This window comes from Microcella sp., assembly GCF_046293215.1.
GTDB lineage: Bacteria > Actinomycetota > Actinomycetes > Actinomycetales > Microbacteriaceae > Microcella.
The window spans coordinates 178,575-197,973 of the sequence record NZ_JBKBPI010000004.1; the positions used below are offsets into that span (position 1 = coordinate 178,575).

The window sequence follows — 19,399 nt, forward strand, 5'->3', positions numbered from 1 at the left end:
CCGTGCATCCAGCCCGCTGATGTCAGCTGTGGCCGCGTGCGCCCGGGAGTCACCGAAAGCCTGAAAGGCACCACACCATGACCACTACGTTCAGCACGCTCGGCGTGCCGTACCCCCTCGTCGAGGCCCTCACCGAGCAGGGCAAGACCAGCGCGTTCCCGATTCAGGTCGACACGCTGCCCGACACGCTCGCCGGGCGCGACGTGCTCGGCCGCGGCAAGACCGGCTCGGGCAAGACGCTCGCATTCGCCATTCCGATGGTGGCGCGCATCGGCATGCGCACCGGCCCGCGTCGCCGCCCCGGCCACCCGCTCGGCCTCGTGCTGGCTCCGACCCGCGAGCTGGCGAGCCAGATCCTCGCCACAATCGAGCCGCTGGCGGCCGCCTACGGCCTGACCGCCATGACGATCTTCGGCGGCGTCTCGCAGAACCCGCAGGTGTCGACCCTGCGTCGCGGCGTCGACATCGTCGTGGCCGCCCCCGGTCGCCTCGAAGACCTCATGAAGCAGGGCCACGTGTCGCTCGCCGACGTCGAGGTGACCGTGCTGGACGAGGCCGACCACATGGCCGACCTGGGATTCCTGCCCGGTGTGACGCGCATCCTCGCGGCGACGCCCGCGGGCGGCCAGCGCCTGCTGTTCAGCGCGACCCTCGACAACGGGGTCGACAAGCTGGTGAAGCGCTTCCTGAGCGACCCGATCGTGCACTCGGTCGACGAAGCGCACTCGCCGGTCGTCGACATGACCCACCACGTGTTCGACGTCGCCGACGTTGACGAGAAGAAGGCGCTGGTGACTCGACTGGCGTCGGGAGCCGGTCGTCGCATTCTGTTCCTGCGCACCAAGCACCAGGCGAAGAAGCTGGCGCGCACACTCACCGCCGCCGGAATTCCCGCCGTCGACCTGCAGGGCAACCTCTCGCAGGCCGCGCGCGAGCGCAACCTCGCCGCCTTCAGCGACGGGAGCGTGCGCGTGCTCGTCGCGACCGACGTCGCCGCCCGTGGCGTACACGTCGACGACATCGAACTCGTCGTTCACGTCGACCCGCCCACCGAGCACAAGGCGTACCTGCACCGTTCGGGCCGCACCGCCCGCGCCGGAGCCTCGGGCGACGTCGTCACCGTCGTGCTGCCCGAGCAGCGCCGCGACACCGCAGCCCTGCTGCGCAAGGCGTCGATCCAGGTGCAGCCGGTTGCGGTCACCGCCGACTCGCCCGCGGTTGCGGCGCTCGTCGGCGAGGTAGCACCGCGCGTTGCGGCCGCCGACATGCCGGCCGTGCTGCGTCCGCAGCCCCAGGGCGGAGGACGTTCGCAGGGCGCCAACGCGCAGCGCAAGCGCGCGGCGCGCGGTGGGCAGGGTTCGCAGGGCGGGCAGGGTTCGCAGGGTGGGCAGGGCGGCCAGCGTCGCCAGCGTTCGACCCAGGATGCTCAGCGCTCCGCGCGCGGGACCGGTCGCTCATCCGACGTGGCCGCGCACCGTACCGACACACACCGCACCGAGGGGCACCGCAGCGCTGAGGCGCCGGCGGCCCCGCGTGCCCGCCGAGGCGGGTCGCGGCGGGCGTCGGCCCCCGCAGGCTCGGGTGGTCACGGCGCCGGTGGAGGGATTCGCGTTGGCCAGGTCGTTCGCAACAACGGCGGCGGTCAGCGTCGCGGGCGCTAGTTCCGCGCATCCCCGTTCGCTGCACCACCGTGCCGAGGGCATCGGCCGATAGCCGGCACGGGGCGCAGCGAGACCTCGCACCACTTCCGACAACTCGCACGTCTCCGGACGGGCGAGTTGTCCGTATACCTAAGAGAAGACGGGATGCGCACCCCGCACTGTGCGCGTCGGCCGGCAGACGCTCGACGCTGCGCCTGGCCCGTGCGGCACCTAGATTGTTCGGGTGCCGCCGCTGATTCGTTCCGCTACCGCTGACGACGTCGAGGCGATCGCCCGGCTGCACATGGACTGCTTCGCCGAGGTGTACGAGGGCGTGCTGAGCCCGCGCTTTCTGGCGAGCAACACGCTGGAGACGGCGGGCGCCGAGTGGGCGTCGTACCTCTCGCGTGGCGACGCCGAGGCGACCGTTCCGGGGTCGGTCGTCATCGTCGCGGAAGAGCTCGACGAGACGAGCGGGGCGCGTGAGCTTGTGGGGCTTGCCCGCAGCGCCCCGTCGGTTGACCCCGACGCTCCGCGCGACACCAAGCTCGACTCGCTGTACACGCGGCGCTCGACATGGGGGTCGGGGCTGGGCGCGCGACTGCTCGACGCCGTGCTCGGCGAGCGCCCGGCCTACCTTTGGATCGTCACCGCGAACGTCCGAGCCGCCCGCTTCTACGAGAAACACGGCTTCGCGTTCGACGGGTTCGGCCGCCCCTACGAGCCGTGGGATGGAGCCCACTGCTCGCGCATGGTGCGCTGAGAGCGGAAGGGACGCGCCCGGCCGAGCCGCGTCTCGCCGCGCCCCGCCCCGTCATGCCCCGCCCCGCCCCGCAGCGTCGGGGATACGTGCGCGGCCCCGCGCGACTACTCCGCAGTAGGAATTCCTACAGTTCGGGATCGCCTGTTGGGTTGCGCGCGACTACTCGGGTGTAGGAATTCCTACAGTTCGGGATCGCGTGTTGGGTTGCGCGCGACTACTCGGGTGTAGGAATTCCTACAGCGGAGTAGTCGCTGGGGTGGGCAGGTGGGTTTCCGGAGCTCGCCGTGGGCAGGAGGATCGGCCGCCCTCACGCCCGAGGATCGGGCACCGTCACGCACGCGGATGCGTCGCAGCGCGGTGTCGCGCTACGGCAACAACCCAGCCCTAGGGCAAGACGCCGACCGAGGCGAGGGCCGTGCGCAGCAGCGCTCCCCGTCCGCCCTCCATCTCGTTCGAGACGCGGTCGCTCGCCGCCTCCTCGGGGGTGAGCCACGTGAGTTCGAGCGCATCCTGGCGTGGGTCGCACGTTCCCGTCACCGGCACGACGAACGCGAGGGCGACCGCGTGCTGGCGGTCGTCGTCGAAACGGGTCGGCGACGGGAACGGGAAATACTCCGCCACCGAGAACGGAACGGGCGAGGCGGGGAGCTGCGGGAACGCCATCGGCCCCAGGTCCTTCTCGAGGTGGCGGTAAAGCGCGTCGCGCAGCGTCTCGCCGTACATCACCCGACCAGACACGAGCGTGCGGGTAATCGACCCCGCCGGGTTCACGCGCAACAGCGCCCCGACCTCCGTCACGACCCCCTGGCCGTCAACGCGCACCGGCACGGCCTCCACGTACAGGATCGGCAGGCGGCGACGCACCTGGGCGAGCTCCTCATCAGACAGCCAGCCGGAATCCGGGTCAGGAGTGCGCGTCGAAGCCATTCCCCATTCATACCGCAGGCGACCGCGTGTGCGCCGCGGGACGCATTCCTGAACCGGGCCCGAGCATCCCAATCGCGCTGTCAGATGCGACTGCAAGGATGTCCCCGTGAGCGGCATGCAGCTGATCGACTCCAGCGCGATCATGTGGTCGGCGCCCGAAGCCGACCGGGCGGGGCGACCGCTCATCGTGCTGCTGCACGGCTACGGCAGCAACGAGGGCGACCTCTTCGGACTCGCCCCCTACCTGCCGCTCAACGCGGTGATCGCCTCACTACGGGCACCGCGCGCGGCCGGCCCCGGCTACGCCTGGTACGACCTTGACCCCGAACTGAACGCTTCGCGCATCGATGGGGGCGACTCGGCCGCCCGAGGAATCCTGCACTGGCTTGACACGCAGAGCCCCGGCGAGGTCGGCGTGATCGGATTCAGCCAGGGCGGCGCCATGGCGCTGCACCTGCTCAGGCACGCACCCGAACGCTTCGCCTGGGCCGTCAGCCTGGCCGGGTTCGTGCTCGAAGGCGATGCCCCAGCGGATGCACGGCTCGCCGCCCAGCGCCCGCCCGTCTTCTGGGGGCGCGGCACCGCCGACGAGGTAATCCCCGCACGCTTCGTCGAATACGCACAGGGTTGGCTGCCCCACCATGTCACCCTCACCGAGCGCATCTACGAGGGGCTCGGGCACGGAGTGAGCGAATCGGAACTCACCGACGTACTCGCCTTCCTGCGGCAGCACTCGGGCGGGAGCGACGGCACCGGTGTCGTCGATGCGGGCGACCCCCGTGACTGAGGTGCCCGACGCCGACACCGTGCTCGGCCGCTTCACCCCCGCCACCCGCGAATGGTTCACGGGTGCCTTCCCGGCCGCGACGGCGGCCCAGCTCGGCGCGTGGAACGCGATCTCCTCCGGCCGTCACGCGCTCGTCGTGGCCCCCACCGGCTCGGGCAAGACGCTCGCCAGCTTCCTCTGGGCGATCGACCGCTTCGTCGCCGACCCGACCGCCCGAGCCGCCGACGCTCCCCGCGACGACGCCGGGGCGCCCCGCACCCGTGTCGTGTACGTCAGCCCCCTCAAGGCGCTCGGCGTTGACGTCGAACGCAACCTCCGCGCCCCCCTCATCGGCGTCACGGCGACCGCCGCTCGGCTCGGCACCCCCACCCCACCCATCACCGTCGGCGTGCGCAGCGGCGACACCCCGACGCAGGAGCGCCGGGCCCTGCAGCGCACGCCCCCCGACATCCTCATCACGACGCCCGAGAGCCTCTACCTGATGCTTACCTCCTCGGCGCGCGAAACGCTCAACGGTGTGACGACCGTCATCGTCGACGAGGTGCACGCCGTCGCCGGCACGAAGCGCGGCGCCCACCTCGCCCTCACCCTCGAGCGGCTCGATGCCCGGCTCGCGCGGCCGGTGCAACGCATCGGCCTGTCGGCGACGGTGCGCCCTGTCGAGGAGGTCGCGCGCTTCCTCGGCGGCCACTCCCCCGTGGAGATCGTTCAGCCGCCCGCCGCAAAGACGTTCGACCTGACCATTTCGGTACCGGTTGACGACATGACGCAGCCGCCGCGGGAATCCGACGACGATCCCGACGCCTCGGGAGCGCCCGCGAACCCGTCGATCTGGCCGCACGTCGAAGAGTCGATCGTCGACCGCGTGCTCGAACACCGCTCCACCATCGTGTTCGTCAACTCGCGGCGGCTGGCCGAGCGGCTGACGGCGCGGCTCAACGAGATCTACGCCGAGCGCGCGCTGGAGCATGAGGCGAACGCATCGCGATCGCGCGACGCCAGCGCCGACGAATCTGCGATTCGTCGGGTCGGCTCAGATCAGCGTCAACTGCTCGCCCGCGCCCACCACGGCTCGGTCAGCAAAGACCAGCGCGCCGACATCGAAGACGACCTGAAGGCCGGGCGCTTGCGCTGCGTGGTCGCAACCAGCAGCCTCGAGCTCGGCATCGACATGGGCGCCGTCGACCTCGTAATCCAGGTCGAATCGCCGCCGAGCGTCGCGAGCGCCCTGCAGCGCATCGGCCGCGCCGGCCACCAGGTCGGCGAGGTGAGCCGCGGCGTACTCGTGCCGAAGCACCGCATGGACGTGCTGCACGCGGCCGTCACCGGCGAGAGGATGCTCGCGGGCCTCATCGAGGAACTCCGCGTCCCGGCGAACCCGCTCGACGTGCTCGCGCAGCAGACCGTCGCGCACGTTGCGCTCGAGCCGGCCGACATCGACGACTGGTTCGACGCCGTGCGGCGCAGCGCACCCTTCGCCTCGTTGCCGCGCTCGGCCTACGAGGCCGTGCTCGACCTGTTGAGCGGCCGCTACCCGAGCGACCGCTTCGCCGAACTGCGACCCCGCATCGTCTGGGACCGCGTGAACGGCACCCTCACCGGGCGGCCCGGCGCGCAGCGGCTCGCCGTCACGAGCGGCGGCACGATCCCCGACCGCGGCCTGTTCGGCGTCTTCCTCGCCGGCGACGGGCCCGGCCGTCGCGTCGGCGAACTCGACGAGGAGATGGTCTACGAGTCGCGCGTCGGCGACGTGATCGCGCTCGGCGCAACCAGCTGGCGCATCGACGAGATCACCCGCGACCGCGTCATCGTCACCCCCGCGTTCGGCCAGCCCGGCAAGGTGCCGTTCTGGAAGGGCGACGGGCTCGGCCGCCCCGCCGAACTCGGGCGGGCGCTCGGGGCGACCACGCGCGAACTGGGGGCCGCCAAGGCGGGCGAGCGCCGCCTCCGACTCGCCGCCGCGGGCCTCGACGAGCGCGCGATCACGAACCTCGAGGCGCTGCTCGTCGAGCAGACGGAGGCGACGGGGCACCTGCCGAGCGACCGCACCCTCGTCGTCGAGCGGTTCCGCGACGAGCTCGGCGACTGGCGGCTCGTCATGCACTCGCCCTACGGGCTCGGCGTGCATGCGCCGTGGGCGCTCGCGGTGTCGACGCGCATCCGCGAGCGGCACGGCGTCGACGGCGCGGCGATCGCCGCCGATGACGGCATCGTCGTGCGCCTGCCCGACACCGACGCCGAGCCTCCGGGCGCCGAACTGCTGCTGTTCGACGCCGACGAACTAACGCAGCTGGTGACCGCCGAAGCGGGCGGCTCGGCGCTGTTCGCGAGCCGCTTCCGCGAGTGCGCGGCCCGCGCGCTGCTCTTGCCGCGGCGCGACCCCGGGCGCCGCAGCCCGCTCTGGCAGCAACGCCAGCGAGCCGGCCAGCTGCTCGAGGTGGCGCAGGAGTTCCCCGACTTCCCCATCACGCTCGAGACGCTGCGCGAGGTGCTCAGCGATGTCTACGACCTGGATGCGCTCACCGCCCTGGCCACGCAGATCGCGCAGCGCTCGGTGCGCGTCGTCGAGGTCGAGACGCCCTCCCCCTCGCCGTTCGCCCGCTCCCTGCTGTTCGGCTACGTCGCCGCGTTCCTCTACGAGGGCGACAGCCCGCTCGCCGAACGTCGGGCCGCTGCGCTCAGCATCGACTCGACGCTGCTCGCCGAACTGCTCGGCCGCGCCGAGCTGCGCGAGGTGCTCGACGCCCGCGTCATCGCCGACGTCGAGGCCGAACTGCAGCGCCTCGCCCCCGAGCGGCGGGCGCGCGACACGGAGGGCGTCGCCGACCTGCTGCGGCTGCTCGGGCCGCTGTCGGTCGACGAGGTGCGGGCGCGCGCAGTCGACGGGCTCGACGTCGAGGCGAGCCTTGCCGAGCTGACGCGCGCGAACCGGGCGGTCGCGGTGACGATTGCCACGCATCCGCGGTTCGCCGCCGTCGAAGACGCCGCCCGTCTGCGCGACGCCCTCGGCACCCCCGTGCCCATCGGAGTGCCGACCGCGTTCCTCGAACAGGTACCCGACCCCGTCGGCGACCTCGTCTCGCGCTACGCCCGCACGCACGGGCCGTTCGCGCTCGCGGACGTCGCCGAGCGGTACGGAATGGGTATCGCCGTCGTGCGGGATGCGCTGCGTCGCCTCAGCGCGGATCGTCGCGTCATCGAGGGCGAGTTCCGGCCCGACGCCGCGGGCAGCGAGTGGATCGACGCCGAGGTGCTGCGCCGCCTGCGCACCCGCAGCCTCGCGGCCCTGCGCAAAGAGATCGAGCCGGTCAGCGCCGGCACGCTCGGGCGCTTCCTGCCCGCCTGGCAGCACGTCGGCGGCAGCCTGCGGGGCATCGACGGGGTGCTGCAGACCATCGAGCAGCTGCAGGGCGTCGCGCTGCCGGCAAGCGCCTGGGAGTCGCTCGTTCTGCCCGCTCGCGTGCGCGACTACTCGCCGGCGTGGCTCGACGAGCTGACAGCGTCGGGCGAGGTCGTGTGGGCGGGAGAGGGTGCGCTCGCCGGAAACGACGGCTGGCTCAGCCTGCACCTCGCCGACCTTGCGCCGCTCAGCCTGCGCGCCCCCGTGATGGACGAGCTGAGCGACCGACAGCAGCGCATCCTCTCGCTGCTCGAGGGCGGCGGCGGATACTTCTTCCGGCAGTTGGCGAGCGCGCTCCACGACGCCGACGACTCGGGGCTCGTCGCCGACCTGTGGAGCCTCGTCTGGTCGGGACACCTCACCAACGACACGATCGCTCCCGTGCGAGCGCTGCTCGGCGCGACGACGAGCCGCACGGCGGGTCGCCGCAGAGCGCCGCGGGCGCGCTCGCGCACGATGGGCGGGTATGCGAGGCCGTCGGGCTCCGGGATGCGCGGATCGGCGGCCGTCGGCGCGTCCGGCCTGTCGGCACGCACCGGCCCGCCGACCGCCGCCGGACGCTGGGCCCTGCTGCCCGAGCGCGACGACGACACAACCCGCCGCACCGCCTACCTCGCCGACAGCCTGCTCGAACGCCACGGCGTCGTCACGCGCGGCGCGGCGCAGGCGGAGGAGGTCGCTGGCGGCTTCGCCCTGCTGTACCGCGTGCTCGCCCAACTGGAGGAGGCCGGGCGCGTACGCCGCGGCTACTTCGTCGAGCACCTCGGCGCCGCCCAGTTCGGAACGCCGGCCACGGTCGACCGACTGCGCACCTTCACCCGCGACCCCGACGCCGCCCCCGCCCTGCAGACGGTCGTGCTCGCCGCCACCGACCCGGCCAACCCCTACGGCGCGGCCCTCCCCTGGCCGGATGCACGGGTCGACCCCGCGGCGGAGGCACGCGGCGAGGCGACGCGGCACCGGCCCGGCCGGAAGGCGGGCGCGCTCGTCGCCCTCGTCGACGGGCACCTCGCCGTGTACCTCGAGCGCGGGGGCAAGAGCGCGCTGACCTTCACCGACGACGACGCCGAGCTCGCCGCGGCGGCCGCGGAGCTCGCCGCGACCGTTCGCGCGCGGCTGCGCAGTCTGCGCGTCGAGCGGGTCAACCAGCACAGCGTGTTCGGCACGCCTCTGGCCGACGCGCTCCTCGCGGCGGGGTTCGTCGCGACCCCGCAGGGCCTCCGATTGAGGGTGTGACGCGGTGCCCGAGGGAGACACCGTCCACCGTGCCGCCCGGCGGCTCGACGCCGCCCTCACTGGGCGCGTGCTCACCCGCTGCGACGTGCGCGTGCCCCAGCACGCCACCGTCGACCTGAGCGGCGAAACCGTCGAGGGCACGGAGGCGTTCGGGAAGCACCTGGTGACGCGGACGGCGACCACGAGCATCCATTCGCATTTGAAGATGGAGGGCGTCTGGCACGTTTACCGGCGCGGCGATCGGTGGCGGCGCCCCGCGTTCGAAGCGCGGATCGTGCTCGAGGCGGGCGACGTGCAGGCGGTCGGCTTCGCGCTCGGCCAGCTCGACCTCGTGCCGCGCGGTGAGGAGGGCACGCTCATCGACTACCTCGGGCCCGACCCGCTGCGCGACGAGTTCGACCGCGACGAGGCGCTCGCGCGGCTGACCGCCGACCCTGGCCGGCCAATCGGGCTGGCTCTGCTCGACCAGCGGGTGATCGCCGGGCTCGGCAACGACTACCGCAACGAGACGCTCTTCCTGCGCGGCGTGCTACCCGAGACGCCGGTCGGGGAAACCGACGCGGCCGCCGCGCTCGACCTCGCGGTCAGGCTGATTCGCGCCAACCGCGACCGCAACGAGCGCACGACCACCGGCGACACCCGACGCGACAAGCGACTGTGGGTCGCCCACCGCGACCGGAAACCGTGCCGGCGCTGCGGAACGCCGATCCGGCGCGGGCTGCTCGGCGAGGACGCGCTCAGCGAGCGCATCACCTGGTACTGCCCGAGCTGTCAGCGGTAGGCGACCCGGTCGCTAGTAGCGGAACAGGCTCTGCCAGTTGCGACCGTCCGCGTCGGAGACGAGGGCCAGGCTCGTGTCGGCGATGGCGATGCGGCCGCTCGCCGTGACGGCGATTGCCTCCGGCAGGATGGGCGACTCGCTCGTCGCCGTCCACTCGCGTCCGTCTGCCGAGACGTGAATGACGCCCTCCGTGTCGATTCCGGCCGCGCGCGGGAGCGCCGCATCCGCCTCGTTGTTGGCCAGCAGCACGAGCAGCGGAGCACCGTCGACGAGGTCGAAGGTCGCGCCACCGTCGGTGGAGGCGACGAGCCCGTCGGCCGTGGTGCCGAGCAGCGTCACGCCGTCCGGCGCCCAGGCCAGGCTGCGAATCGGAGTGACGGCGCCCATGGTCCATGTCGCGCCGCCGTCATCGCTCAGGAAGACGGCGCCGGTCGCCGAATCCCAGCCGGCCACGCGGCTACCGTGCGCCGCCATGGCGTGAAAGTCGACCTCGCCGTCGAGCGCGATCACCGAGGTGGTGCCGTCGTCGGCGAACGCCACAACGCCCAGGTTCGCGGGGCCCGGCTCGCCCTCGGCCGGGTGCCCCGAGAACAGGATGCTGTCGCTCACGCGGGCCATGCCCATCGCGTCGCCCTGCCACTCACCGATGCGCGCCACCTGCGCCGACCCGTCGGCGGTGAGCTCGGCGCCGTAGATGCCGTAGTGGGTCGCGATGCGGGCGAGGCCCGACTGCTCGTCGACGTCGAGCGCGTGCACGTGTGTCACGCCGGGGTCGGCGACCGCCGCCTCCGGCGCGGGCGCGAAGCCGTCGGGGGTGAGCCCCGCGGGAGGGGCGCACGCGGCCAGGCTCAACGCGACCGCCGCGACTCCGACGGCGACCGTGGATGCGCGGCGCGCGGTCATCGCACGAGCCACTCGGTCATGAGGTCGATCTCGGCCTGCTGCGAGGCGATGATCTCCTCGACGAGAGCGCGAACGTCGGGGTGACGTCCGTTGTCGATCACGTCGCGGGCCATGTCGATGGCGCCCTCGTGGTGGGCGATCATCTGGCGCAGGAACAACTCGACAGCCTGCTCGCCCTCAGCGGCGCGCAACTCGTCGAGTTCGGCCTCGGACAGCATGCCGTCCATGCCGGCGTGACCGCCGTGCCCACCATGGCCGCCGTGGCCGCCGTCGCTCCCCGGCATGTCACCCATCTCGGGCATGCCCCACTCGCGCAGCCACGAGCGCATTAGCTCGATCTCGGGCCCCTGCTCGGCGGCGATCTGCTCGGCAAGTTCGCGGAGCTCGGCGGGCATTCCGTCTTTCGCCAGCAGGATCTCGGACATCTCGATGGCCTGCTCGTGGTGCGGAATCATCATCTGCACAAACATCACATCGGCCGGGGCAGGAGCGGGCGCTCCGTCGGCAACGGACGGTGTCGGCGTCGCGGAGTCACTCGCGCCGGTGGTCGTGCACGCGGCGAGGGCGGGGGTCAGGGTCAGTGCGGCGGCGAGAGCGATCGCCGCGGAGGTGCGTGACACACGCATAAGAACAACCTTTCGTGGGGGAAGTGTGGGGCGGGGGCTCGAGCGCGCGCTCGAGTGCCCCGTCACCTCCGCAGCACGCAGAGTTGATCGAGGGGTGGGGGCGCTGGTTCAGCGCTCGAGTGCGGAGTCACCGTCGACAGCGCGCGACGCTCCGGCGTCGCGGCGATGCCGAGCGCGGGCGGGGCGTAGCGCAGCGAGGCGAGCAGCGCGACGACGAGCGCCGCGCATCCCATCATGAGCAGGCCGTGGTCGTGGTCGTGGCTGGTGCCGTGGTCGTGGTCGTTGCCATGGGCGGCGGCGTGTTCGTGAGCGCCGTCGCCGGCCGCCAGCTCGGCGCTGGGATGCTCGTGCACAGCCACGACGTGAACGTCGCTTCCGACGTGGTGCGACACCATCGCGACGCCCGCGACGGCGAGCGCCACTGCGAGCGCGAACCGCGCCACGCGCGTGATGACCGGCATACCCACGGGAGGTATTTTGCCACGCGCGGCTGGATGCGCGGGCGGGTGCGTCGCCGAGTTCGTTGCCGAGCGCGTCGCTAGTCGGAGCTCAGGTCGCGCACCGCCGCGGGTCGCCACGCGACGATGCGCAGCACGGTTGCCGCGACGAGCGCCACAGTTCCGGCGATCGCGAACGGCAGGGCGAGCACCTGGGCAATGCGCGGCGCCAGGAACGCCTCCGGCTCGTACGGGCCGGTCGCCTGCACCGCGCTGAAGCCGAACTCGGCGGCGACCGCGAGGGCCAGCCCCGTCGCGAAGGCGAGGGCGCCGATGGCCCAGAGGGCGCGCATCCACGGGTTGCCGACAACGATCAGTTCGAGCGGCGGGCGTCCGGGGGCGGCGGGCGTTGCGCCCGGGGCGAGTGCACCGGGGTCGACTTCAGGGGCGCGCGGTGCGGCCGAGCGGGAGGGGGAGCGTCCGGCGGCGGGCGTTGCGACTGCGGGGCTCGCGGTGTTCGACGGGGCGGCGCCAGCCTCGCCCGTCTGCGTCGCCGGCTGCGGGACCCCCACGACCCCTCCCCCGCGCTGGAAGACGCGCGGATACCGCGGGTCGAGCGCAGAGTCGTCGGGCATGCGGGCTCCTGGGATACGGGGCGCTCGGCAGACGGTGCCGAATGACGCCAGAGTAACCCGCGCCCACCGGTCGGCGCCCGCGCGCCCGGTAATCTCACGGAATGCCGCGCAAACCCCTTCGCACCGCCATCGGGATGCTCGTCGCGGCACTGCTGGTGAGCGCAGGCGGCTGCGCCCTCCTCACCGAGTTCGACCAGCGCTCGAACGGCATCGACGGCCGCCCGACCGGAGTGGTGGCGTCAATCACCGACGGCGACACGCTGCGGCTGGTGGTCGACGGCGAAGAACTGCGGGTTCGGCTCATCGGCATCGACACGCCAGAACTGCGCCCCACGCCGGAGTGCTTCGCCGAGGAGGCCACTGAGGCGTTGGCCCGGCTGGCACCCGTGGGCACCCGCATCGGCTTCGAGTACGACGACGACCCGCAAGACCGCTTCGAGCGTGAGCTGATGTACCTGTTCGCCGCCGACGGCACGTTCATCAACCTCGCCCTCGTCGAGGAGGGCTACGCGCGCGAGTTGCACTACTCGCCGAATTTCCGATACCGCGACGAGATCATCGCCGCGGAGGAGGCCGCCCAAGCAGGCGGGGTCGGACTCTGGGGCGCCTGCCTCTAGGGCACTGCCTCGGGCGCCCGACCCGGCTACTCATGCGCCGACTGGCCCGACTACTCCGGTGTAGGAATTCCTCCATCGGAGGAGTCGGGCGGGGTGTGGGGTGGGATGCGCGGCGACGGTCGGGGCCGCGGGGTGCGGGCCCGAGGGTTGGAGGGTTGGAGGGTTGGAGGGTCGCGCCACAGGATCTCCCGGGCACGGCACAGGACAGCACCGCACCGCACGACCGGCACCGCACGACCGGCACCGCACGGCGTGTGGTGCCGCGCACGCGCAATGGTGCACGTGCGGGGCACCGTTCGGCGTGCGTCAAGGCGCCGAACGCCCTCCCCGCTCAGGCCCCGAGCGGCTCGATGAGGTGCGGGCCGTCGCCGCGCAGCGGCGCCACCGCGTGCAGCTCAAGCCTCTCGAGCACGGCCTCGCTCTCGGCCACCATCGCCTCCACGAGCGCCTGGTCACCCTCGACCGTCGGGTCGAGCCACTCGTCGACGACCTCGCGCGGCAGCATCACCGGCGCCCGATCGTGGATGCTCGCCGCCGGTCCCGACGCGGCGCGCGTCAAGATCGTGGCCGTCAGCACCCACGGCGCTGGCTCCTGCCCGTCGGCCACCGGCGGCCGCCACCAGGAGTACAGGCCCGCGAACGACAACTCGCCCTCAACGGGGTCGTGAATGTAGTGCGGCGTCTTGACCGGCTTACCGTCGGCCCCCGTCACGGTGTGCCACTCGTAGTAGCCGTCGGCGGGCAGCACCGCCCGCGAGCGCACGAGCGCGCCCGAGAACGTGCGCTTCTCGCTCACCGTCTCACTGCGCGCGTTGAACGTGGGGTACTTGCTCGTCAACTCGGTCGCCCAGCGCGGCACGAGCGACCAGCGCGCGCTCGTCACGAGCCGGCTCGGCGGCACCTCGTCGGGGTCGGTTTTCGACAGCCGGTCGACGACGATCGGCACCTGCTGCGTCGGGGCGATGTTCCAGCTGGCCGGCATCGCGACGTCGTCCACCTCGTCGGCCTCGAAGTAGCGGCCAAGCTCCTCACCGCTTTTGGTGTTCGCGTATCGGCCGCACATCGCGCGTCAGCCCCGCCCTCAGACCTCGTAGTCGACGGTCGCGCGGTCGATCATGAGCGAGCGCACGATCGTGGCCGCCTCGATGTGGGCGGGGTGGTTGGCGTACACGGCGAGCGCCTCGCGGTCGTCGTGCTCGCTGATGAGCACCGCGTGCCAGTTGGCCTCCAGCAGCCCGATGTCGGCGCCGACGGTCAACGAGCGCAGGCCGGGGATGACGCCCACGAGCGCCTCCAGCGGTGCGGCAAAGCGGCGGATGTCGGCGGCCCGCTCGGCCTCACTCGACCCCAGGCGGAAGAACACCACGTGACGGATCATGCTGTTTTCTCCTTCAGCGCCAAGCGCAGGCGCGACTCGTCGACGCGCCAGATGGAATGCACGGCACCATCGACCATGACCACAGGGATCTCGTCCCAGTGGCGCGCGTTGAGCGCCTCGTCGGTGGTGATGTCGCGCTCAACCAACTCGGCCTGGGGTTCGGCTGCGACGACACGCTCAACAATCGGGCGGGCATCGTCGCAGAGGTGGCACCCGGGCTTCGTGAGCAGGAGGACCTCGATGCGCGGCACGGGGCAAGCCTACGCCCGTGCCTAGACTGGATGCTGATGGCCGCTATCGAGGACGACGCGACGACGGGAGCTCCACCGAGCCCAACTCCGATCCTCGCGTTCTTCGATGTCGACAACACCCTCATGCGGGGCGCCAGCGTCTACCACCTCGGCTGGGCGGCCTGGAAGCGCGGCTACGTCACCTGGCGCGACATCGCGCGCTTCACGTGGAAGCAGATGCGCTTCATTGCCGTCGGCGAGAATCACCGCCATCAGCTGGCCGTTCGCGACCGGGCCCTCGAGCTGATCGAGGGACACACGATCGACGAGCTCGAGTCACTGGCGATCGAGACCTACGAAAAGCGCATCGAAAAGCTGCTTCTGCCCGAGACCGTGGGGCTCGCCCAAGACCACCTCGACAAGGGTCACGAGGTGTGGCTCATCACCGCGACGCCCGAGGCGTGCGCGCGCGTGATCGCTGAGCGGCTCGGGCTCACGGGCGCGATCGGCACGCGCATCCGCGACGTCGACGGCGTCTTCACCGGTGAGCTGCACGGGCACGTCATGCACGGCACCGAGAAGGCTCTCGCGGCCAAAGACCTCGCCGTCGCCAAGCACGCCCGCCTCGAGGACTGCTGGGCCTACTCCGACTCGCGCAACGACATCCCCCTGCTCGAGTTGGCCGGCAACCGCGTCGTTGTGAATCCCGACGCGGCGTTGAAGCGCTACGCGCGCGCCCGCAACTGGCCGATGATCACGGCGGGTGCTGCGAGCATCCGTGCGCAGCGTCGACGGGTGCGCCGCGAGGCGCGCGCCGTCGCTCGGGATGCTCGCTGAGCGCACGCGACGAACCTCGCGACCCGCTCCGCGCATCCCCCATAACGGGCGCCCGTTAACGCCGAAGCGCCCCGCCGAATCGGCGAGGCGCTGGCTGTCGGGCGCGAAGCCCTACTTCTTGTTGCGACGCTGGTGACGCGTCTTGCGCAGCAGCTTGCGGTGCTTCTTCTTGGCCATCCGCTTGCGGCGCTTCTTGATAACAGAACCCATAAAAATCCTTTGATCGAATGAACGAACGGACTCACGGTCCGTTCAGAACCGCGTCGATAACCGGGAGAGTCTATCGCAGTCGGGAGGCGCGCCGCAGACGGAGCAGTCAGCCGACGTCGCTGAGGCCCGGCCGGATTGCGTCGGCAACGGCCGACTCGGGGATGCGGAACGACCGCCCGAAGCGGATCGCCGGCAATTCCCCAGCGTGCACCATGCGGTAAACGGTCATGGTTGACACACGCATCATCTCGGCGACCTCAGCCACCGTGAGGAAGCGAACCTCCGAGAGATCGCGGGTCATCTGTCGTCCTGTCGTTTAACCGACGGCCCGGGCCTGCATGCCCGTGCACCGTGTTCACAGTAGGGGCTGGTGTGACGGAAGTAAAGACGCCAGAACAGGGGACGCCGCGGGCGCCAGCGCCGGTCAGTCTTTACGCCAGGGCAGGCGCTTGGCGACCGTCTCCTGGGCGTCGTGCAGCTTGTCTCCGACGATGTGCAGACGCTCCTGCGCCTCGTGGATCACCGTGCGGGCCTGGTACGACGCGTCGGCCGCCGCGCGGCCGATCGTGCTGGCCGGGCGGGTCAGGTCGACGCCGGCCCACGCGGCAAAGGCCGCTCCCCCCTCGCCGTGCTCGTCGTCGAAGTCGACCGACAGGAAGGGAATCAGGAAGTCTTCGACGTCTTCGAGCGGCGCGGGGTCGAGCCGGTAGTACCGGTGCTGCCCCTCGTCTCGCACCTGCACGAGGCCGATATCGCGCAACACCTTCAGGTGCTTCGACACCGTCGGTTGCGTCGCATCCATGCGGTCGACCAGCTCGCTCACGGCGAGCTCGCCCTCCTTGTTGTCGGGCGACAGCGTCGCGTCGAGCAGGTGCCCGAGCAACTCGCGGCGGGTAGCGTCGGCGATCACAGTAAAGATGTCGGCCATGTCCCCAGGCTAGTTGAGGCGAGGCCGGGAGTACCATGGCGACCGGCCGAACGGGCCGAGGAGGCACAGGATGGCCATAGGTCGACAGGTTCGCCCGGCGATGACGCCGGGTCAGCGCGGTCCGGCGTCTGTGCCCGCGCGCATCCAGGCCTTTTTTGACCGCCACCTGGTGTCATCGCCCGCGCGGTTCGCGATCGTCATCTTCACCGGGCTGATCCTGATCTTCACCGCGCTTCTCGCGCTGCCGATCTCGAGCGCTAGCGGCCAACCGACGCCGATCGCGGATGCGCTCTTCACGGCGGTCTCGGCAATCTGCGTCACCGGCCTGGTCACCCTCGACATGTCAACGCACTGGTCGGCATTCGGGCACGGCGTCGTGCTGCTCGGCTTTCAGGTGGGCGGGGTCGGCGTGCTGACGCTCGCGAGCGTCATGGGGCTCATCGTGTCGCGTCGGCTCGGTCTCAGGGCAAAACTCATGGCGGTCAACGACGCCAGCCAGTCGCGCGTGCAGTCGGGGGCCGGTAGCGACACGCAGGCGATTCGCATCGGAGAGATCGGCGGACTGCTGGGTACGGTCGCGCTCAGCACCCTCGTCATCGAGCTCGCGCTGTTCGCCTCGATCTTCCCGCGGCTGCTCACCGCCGGCTTCTCGCTGTGGGATTCGACCTGGCAGGGCTTCTACCTGGCGGCCTCCGCGTTCACCAACACGGGATTCGTGCCCCTCGTCGACGGCATGGAACAGTTCGTCGCCGACCCGTGGATGCTGCTGACCGTCGCGGTCGGTGTCTTCTTGGGCTCAGTGGGCTTCCCCGTGATTTTCGCGCTGTTCCGGCTGGCGAAGTACCGGGCGCGGCTGGGCGTGCACGCCAAGCTGACCCTCTTCACGACGCTGGCGCTCATCGTGCTGGGCATGATCCTGATCCTCGCCCTCGAGTGGGGCAACCCCAGCACCCTCGGCGCGCAGGACGAGCCGGTGCGGCCGCTCAACGCCTTCTTCGTCTCGGTCATGACCCGCTCGGGCGGGTTCAGCCCCATCGACATCGGGGCGATGAACGGTTCGACGCTGCTCGGCCTCGACATGCTGATGTTCGTCGGCGGCGGCTCAGCGTCGACCGCGGGAGGCATCAAGGTCACGACCCTTGCTGTTCTGTTCCTGGCGGCGTTTGCCGAGGCGCGCGGCGTGAAAGACATGGAAGCCTTCGACCGCCGCATTCCGGTCGACGTTCTGCGCGTTTCCGTCTCGATCGTGCTGTGGGCGGCAACGATCGTCGCGACCTCGTCAATCATCGTGCTGCACATCACGAAGGCGCCGCTCGACTACGTGCTGTTCGACGTGATCAGTGCGTTCGCGACGTGCGGACTGTCGACCGGGCTAACGAGTAACGACCTGCCCGACGCCGCCAAGTACACGCTGGCCGCGACCATGTGGGCGGGCCGCGTTGGTACAGTGACCCTCGCCGCCGCGCTCGCCGCGAGCCAGCGACGCCAGCTGTTCCGCCGAGCTGAAGAGAGGCCCATCGTTGGTTGAACGCATTCGGCATGACGCGCCGGTACTCGTGATCGGGTTGGGGCGCTTCGGCGCCGCGACCGCCGGGCAACTGCAGCGGCAGGGCCGCGAGGTGCTCGGCGTCGACGAAGACCCGGCGCTCGTGCAGAAGTGGGCTGACCGCATCACCCACACGGTGCAGGCCGACGCGCGGTCGATCGACGCCCTGCAGCAGATCGGCGCGCAAGACTTCTCGATCGCCGTCGTGGCGACCGGCTCATCGATCGAGTCGAGCGTGCTCATCACCGCGAACCTGGTCGACCTGAAGGTGCCGCAGATCTGGGCCAAGGCGATCAGTCAGTCGCACGGAAAGATCTTGGCTCGCATCGGCGCCAACCACGTGATCTACCCCGAGCGAGAGGCCGGCGAGCGCGTCGCCCACCTGGTGTCGGGCCGCATGATCGACTTCATCGAGTTCGACGACGACTTCGTGCTCGTGAAGATGTACCCGCCGAAGGCGATTCGCGGACTGTCCTTGACCGACTCGCAGGTGCGCACGAAGTACAACATCACGGTCGTCGGCGTGAAGAGCCCGGGCAAACCCTTCACCTACGCGACCGAGCAGACCGTCGTCTCCAACCACGACCTGATCATCTGCTCGGGCACCGAACGCGACATCGACCGCTTCGCCTCGCTCGACGACTGAGCGGGCGGGCTAGCTGCCCCCGGCGAGCTCCCGCGCTCGGGCGAGGGCGGCCTCGGCGGCGCGCGTGAACAGCGCGCTGAGCTCGGCGCCCTGCAGCACTCCGACGGCGCGCTCGGTCGTGCCCTTCGGGCTCGTCACGCGACGGCGGAGCTCCTCCGGGTCCTCGCCCGAGGCCTCGAGTAGCGCGGTGGCTCCGATGAACGTCTGCTCGGCCATCAGCCGCGCCACGTTCTCGTCGAACCCCATGGCCTGAGCGGCGCGAGTGAATTCTTCGATGAGCAGGAACACGTACGCCGGCCCCGACCCCGAGATGGTCGACAGCGCGTCGATCTGCGACTCGGGCAGCTCAACCACCGTGCCGACGAGGCGGAACAGGTCGTCGGCAAGGGCCAAGTGCGTGGCCGTGGACCGCGCTCCCCCGCTGACACCGGTCACGCCGCGGCCCACGAGCGATGGCGTGTTCGGCATGGCCCGCACGACCGGGTTGGGCGCGGCGGACTCCATGGCGGCCGTCGTGATTCCTGCCGCGACGCTGATGACGAGCGCCTCCGGGTCGAGAGCCGGCGCGAGTTCGCCGAGCACCTCGACGATCTGCGCGGGCTTGACCCCAAGCACGACGACGCCGGCTCCGGACACCGCCCACGCGTTCGCTTCGCTGTCATGTTCCATGGCGCGGGCCTCGACGCCGTCAGCCCGCAGCGCGGCGGCCGAGGCCTCCGACCGGGTCGTGACACGCACCCGCGCATCCGGCGCGCCGGACCGCACGCCGGCGAGGATTGCACCCCCCATCGAGCCGGTGCCAATGATCGCGATCGGGGGAAGGCTGCCAGGTGCGCTCATGCCACGAGTGTAGGTTGGGGTCACTCGAACGG

General features: G+C 71.2%; 21 protein-coding genes. 9 read left to right on the forward strand and 12 right to left on the reverse strand.

Features of this window, described 5'->3' with window-relative positions; all coding sequences use genetic code 11:
* Positions 1 to 77 precede the first annotated feature (77 nt).
* Positions 78 to 1,661, forward strand: a complete 1,584-nt coding sequence (locus tag ACK4SC_RS05655) for a DEAD/DEAH box helicase (protein ID WP_409615779.1) — start codon at positions 78 to 80, stop codon at positions 1,659 to 1,661.
* A 223-nt stretch (positions 1,662 to 1,884) separates the two neighbouring features.
* Positions 1,885 to 2,403 carry an N-acetyltransferase family protein gene (locus ACK4SC_RS05660; protein ID WP_409615781.1) on the forward strand — a complete coding sequence of 173 codons (519 nt, stop codon included), beginning with the start codon at positions 1,885 to 1,887 and terminating at the stop codon, positions 2,401 to 2,403.
* 384 nt (positions 2,404 to 2,787) lie between these two features.
* Here ACK4SC_RS05660 and ACK4SC_RS05665 read toward each other — a convergent pair whose 3' ends face one another.
* Positions 2,788 to 3,330 (reverse strand): NUDIX hydrolase family protein, encoded by a 543-nt coding sequence (locus ACK4SC_RS05665; RefSeq protein ID WP_409615783.1) that lies wholly within the window; start codon positions 3,328 to 3,330, stop codon positions 2,788 to 2,790.
* A 115-nt stretch (positions 3,331 to 3,445) separates the two neighbouring features.
* Between ACK4SC_RS05665 and ACK4SC_RS05670 the strand changes: the two genes are divergently transcribed.
* Genes ACK4SC_RS05670 through ACK4SC_RS05680 form a run of 3 tightly spaced genes read left to right on the forward strand, consistent with a single transcriptional unit; the run spans position 3,446 to position 9,534 of the window.
* Complete coding sequence (locus ACK4SC_RS05670; protein WP_409615919.1) at positions 3,446 to 4,117, forward strand: alpha/beta hydrolase; 672 nt, start codon at positions 3,446 to 3,448, stop codon at positions 4,115 to 4,117.
* Complete coding sequence (locus ACK4SC_RS05675) at positions 4,095 to 8,753, forward strand: ATP-dependent helicase (RefSeq protein WP_409615786.1); 4,659 nt, start codon at positions 4,095 to 4,097, stop codon at positions 8,751 to 8,753. Before ACK4SC_RS05670 ends, ACK4SC_RS05675 begins: the two co-directional genes overlap by 23 nt.
* A gap of 4 nt (positions 8,754 to 8,757) precedes the next feature.
* A complete protein-coding gene (locus tag ACK4SC_RS05680; protein ID WP_409615788.1) occupies positions 8,758 to 9,534 on the forward strand; it encodes a DNA-formamidopyrimidine glycosylase family protein in 777 nt (258 codons plus the stop codon).
* Positions 9,535 to 9,546: 12 nt separating this feature from the next.
* Here the strand turns inward: ACK4SC_RS05680 and ACK4SC_RS05685 are convergent, their stop codons facing one another.
* The 4 genes from ACK4SC_RS05685 to ACK4SC_RS05700 form a co-directional block, all read right to left on the reverse strand.
* On the reverse strand, positions 9,547 to 10,437 hold the full coding sequence (locus ACK4SC_RS05685) for a WD40/YVTN/BNR-like repeat-containing protein (RefSeq protein WP_409615790.1): 891 nt from the start codon (positions 10,435 to 10,437) through the stop codon (positions 9,547 to 9,549).
* A complete protein-coding gene (locus ACK4SC_RS05690) occupies positions 10,434 to 11,063 on the reverse strand; it encodes a DUF305 domain-containing protein (protein ID WP_409615792.1) in 630 nt (209 codons plus the stop codon). The genes ACK4SC_RS05685 and ACK4SC_RS05690 overlap by 4 nt, the downstream gene beginning before the upstream one ends.
* 62 nt (positions 11,064 to 11,125) lie before the next feature.
* Positions 11,126 to 11,530, reverse strand: coding sequence for a hypothetical protein (locus ACK4SC_RS05695; protein ID WP_409615793.1), 405 nt, complete (start codon positions 11,528 to 11,530; stop codon positions 11,126 to 11,128).
* A gap of 71 nt (positions 11,531 to 11,601) precedes the next feature.
* On the reverse strand, positions 11,602 to 12,135 hold the full coding sequence (locus ACK4SC_RS05700) for a hypothetical protein (protein WP_409615796.1): 534 nt from the start codon (positions 12,133 to 12,135) through the stop codon (positions 11,602 to 11,604).
* A 101-nt stretch (positions 12,136 to 12,236) separates the two neighbouring features.
* On the opposite strand from ACK4SC_RS05700, the gene ACK4SC_RS05705 reads away from it, so the two are divergent.
* Positions 12,237 to 12,752, forward strand: coding sequence for a thermonuclease family protein (locus ACK4SC_RS05705; protein ID WP_409615798.1), 516 nt, complete (start codon positions 12,237 to 12,239; stop codon positions 12,750 to 12,752).
* A 331-nt stretch (positions 12,753 to 13,083) separates the two neighbouring features.
* Here the strand turns inward: ACK4SC_RS05705 and ACK4SC_RS05710 are convergent, their stop codons facing one another.
* From ACK4SC_RS05710 to ACK4SC_RS05720, 3 genes are read right to left on the reverse strand one after another with little or no spacing between them, the layout of a single operon-like run.
* Positions 13,084 to 13,815: an SOS response-associated peptidase gene (locus ACK4SC_RS05710; RefSeq protein WP_409615801.1), complete on the reverse strand. Its 732-nt coding sequence runs from the start codon at positions 13,813 to 13,815 to the stop codon at positions 13,084 to 13,086.
* Positions 13,816 to 13,833: 18 nt separating this feature from the next.
* A complete protein-coding gene (locus ACK4SC_RS05715; protein ID WP_096420449.1) occupies positions 13,834 to 14,130 on the reverse strand; it encodes a Dabb family protein in 297 nt (98 codons plus the stop codon).
* Positions 14,127 to 14,381, reverse strand: coding sequence for a glutaredoxin family protein (locus ACK4SC_RS05720; RefSeq protein ID WP_409615804.1), 255 nt, complete (start codon positions 14,379 to 14,381; stop codon positions 14,127 to 14,129). The genes ACK4SC_RS05715 and ACK4SC_RS05720 overlap by 4 nt, the downstream gene beginning before the upstream one ends.
* A 36-nt stretch (positions 14,382 to 14,417) precedes the next feature.
* On the opposite strand from ACK4SC_RS05720, the gene ACK4SC_RS05725 reads away from it, so the two are divergent.
* A complete protein-coding gene (locus ACK4SC_RS05725; RefSeq protein ID WP_409615807.1) occupies positions 14,418 to 15,197 on the forward strand; it encodes an HAD family hydrolase in 780 nt (259 codons plus the stop codon).
* A gap of 111 nt (positions 15,198 to 15,308) precedes the next feature.
* Here ACK4SC_RS05725 and ACK4SC_RS05730 read toward each other — a convergent pair whose 3' ends face one another.
* The 3 genes from ACK4SC_RS05730 to ACK4SC_RS05740 all read right to left on the reverse strand — a co-directional run bounded on the left by ACK4SC_RS05730 (position 15,309) and on the right by ACK4SC_RS05740 (position 16,335).
* Entirely contained in the window at positions 15,309 to 15,407 is a 99-nt protein-coding gene (locus ACK4SC_RS05730) for a 30S ribosomal protein bS22 (protein ID WP_003792170.1), read from the reverse strand.
* Between the two features lie 106 nt (positions 15,408 to 15,513).
* The gene (locus tag ACK4SC_RS05735) at positions 15,514 to 15,708 is read right to left on the reverse strand and encodes a helix-turn-helix domain-containing protein (protein ID WP_096420443.1); all 195 of its coding nucleotides are present in this window, start codon (positions 15,706 to 15,708) and stop codon (positions 15,514 to 15,516) included.
* A gap of 123 nt (positions 15,709 to 15,831) precedes the next feature.
* Positions 15,832 to 16,335, reverse strand: coding sequence for an ArsR/SmtB family transcription factor (locus tag ACK4SC_RS05740; RefSeq protein WP_409615810.1), 504 nt, complete (start codon positions 16,333 to 16,335; stop codon positions 15,832 to 15,834).
* Positions 16,336 to 16,405: 70 nt separating this feature from the next.
* Here ACK4SC_RS05740 and ACK4SC_RS05745 point away from each other — a divergent pair, with 70 nt between their 5' ends.
* A complete protein-coding gene (locus ACK4SC_RS05745) occupies positions 16,406 to 17,863 on the forward strand; it encodes a TrkH family potassium uptake protein (RefSeq protein WP_409615813.1) in 1,458 nt (485 codons plus the stop codon).
* Entirely contained in the window at positions 17,856 to 18,527 is a 672-nt protein-coding gene (locus ACK4SC_RS05750; protein ID WP_409615816.1) for a potassium channel family protein, read from the forward strand. Before ACK4SC_RS05745 ends, ACK4SC_RS05750 begins: the two co-directional genes overlap by 8 nt.
* Positions 18,528 to 18,536: 9 nt before the next feature.
* Here the strand turns inward: ACK4SC_RS05750 and proC are convergent, their stop codons facing one another.
* Positions 18,537 to 19,367 carry a pyrroline-5-carboxylate reductase gene (gene proC, locus ACK4SC_RS05755; protein WP_409615817.1) on the reverse strand — a complete coding sequence of 277 codons (831 nt, stop codon included), beginning with the start codon at positions 19,365 to 19,367 and terminating at the stop codon, positions 18,537 to 18,539.
* Positions 19,368 to 19,399 lie beyond the last annotated feature (32 nt).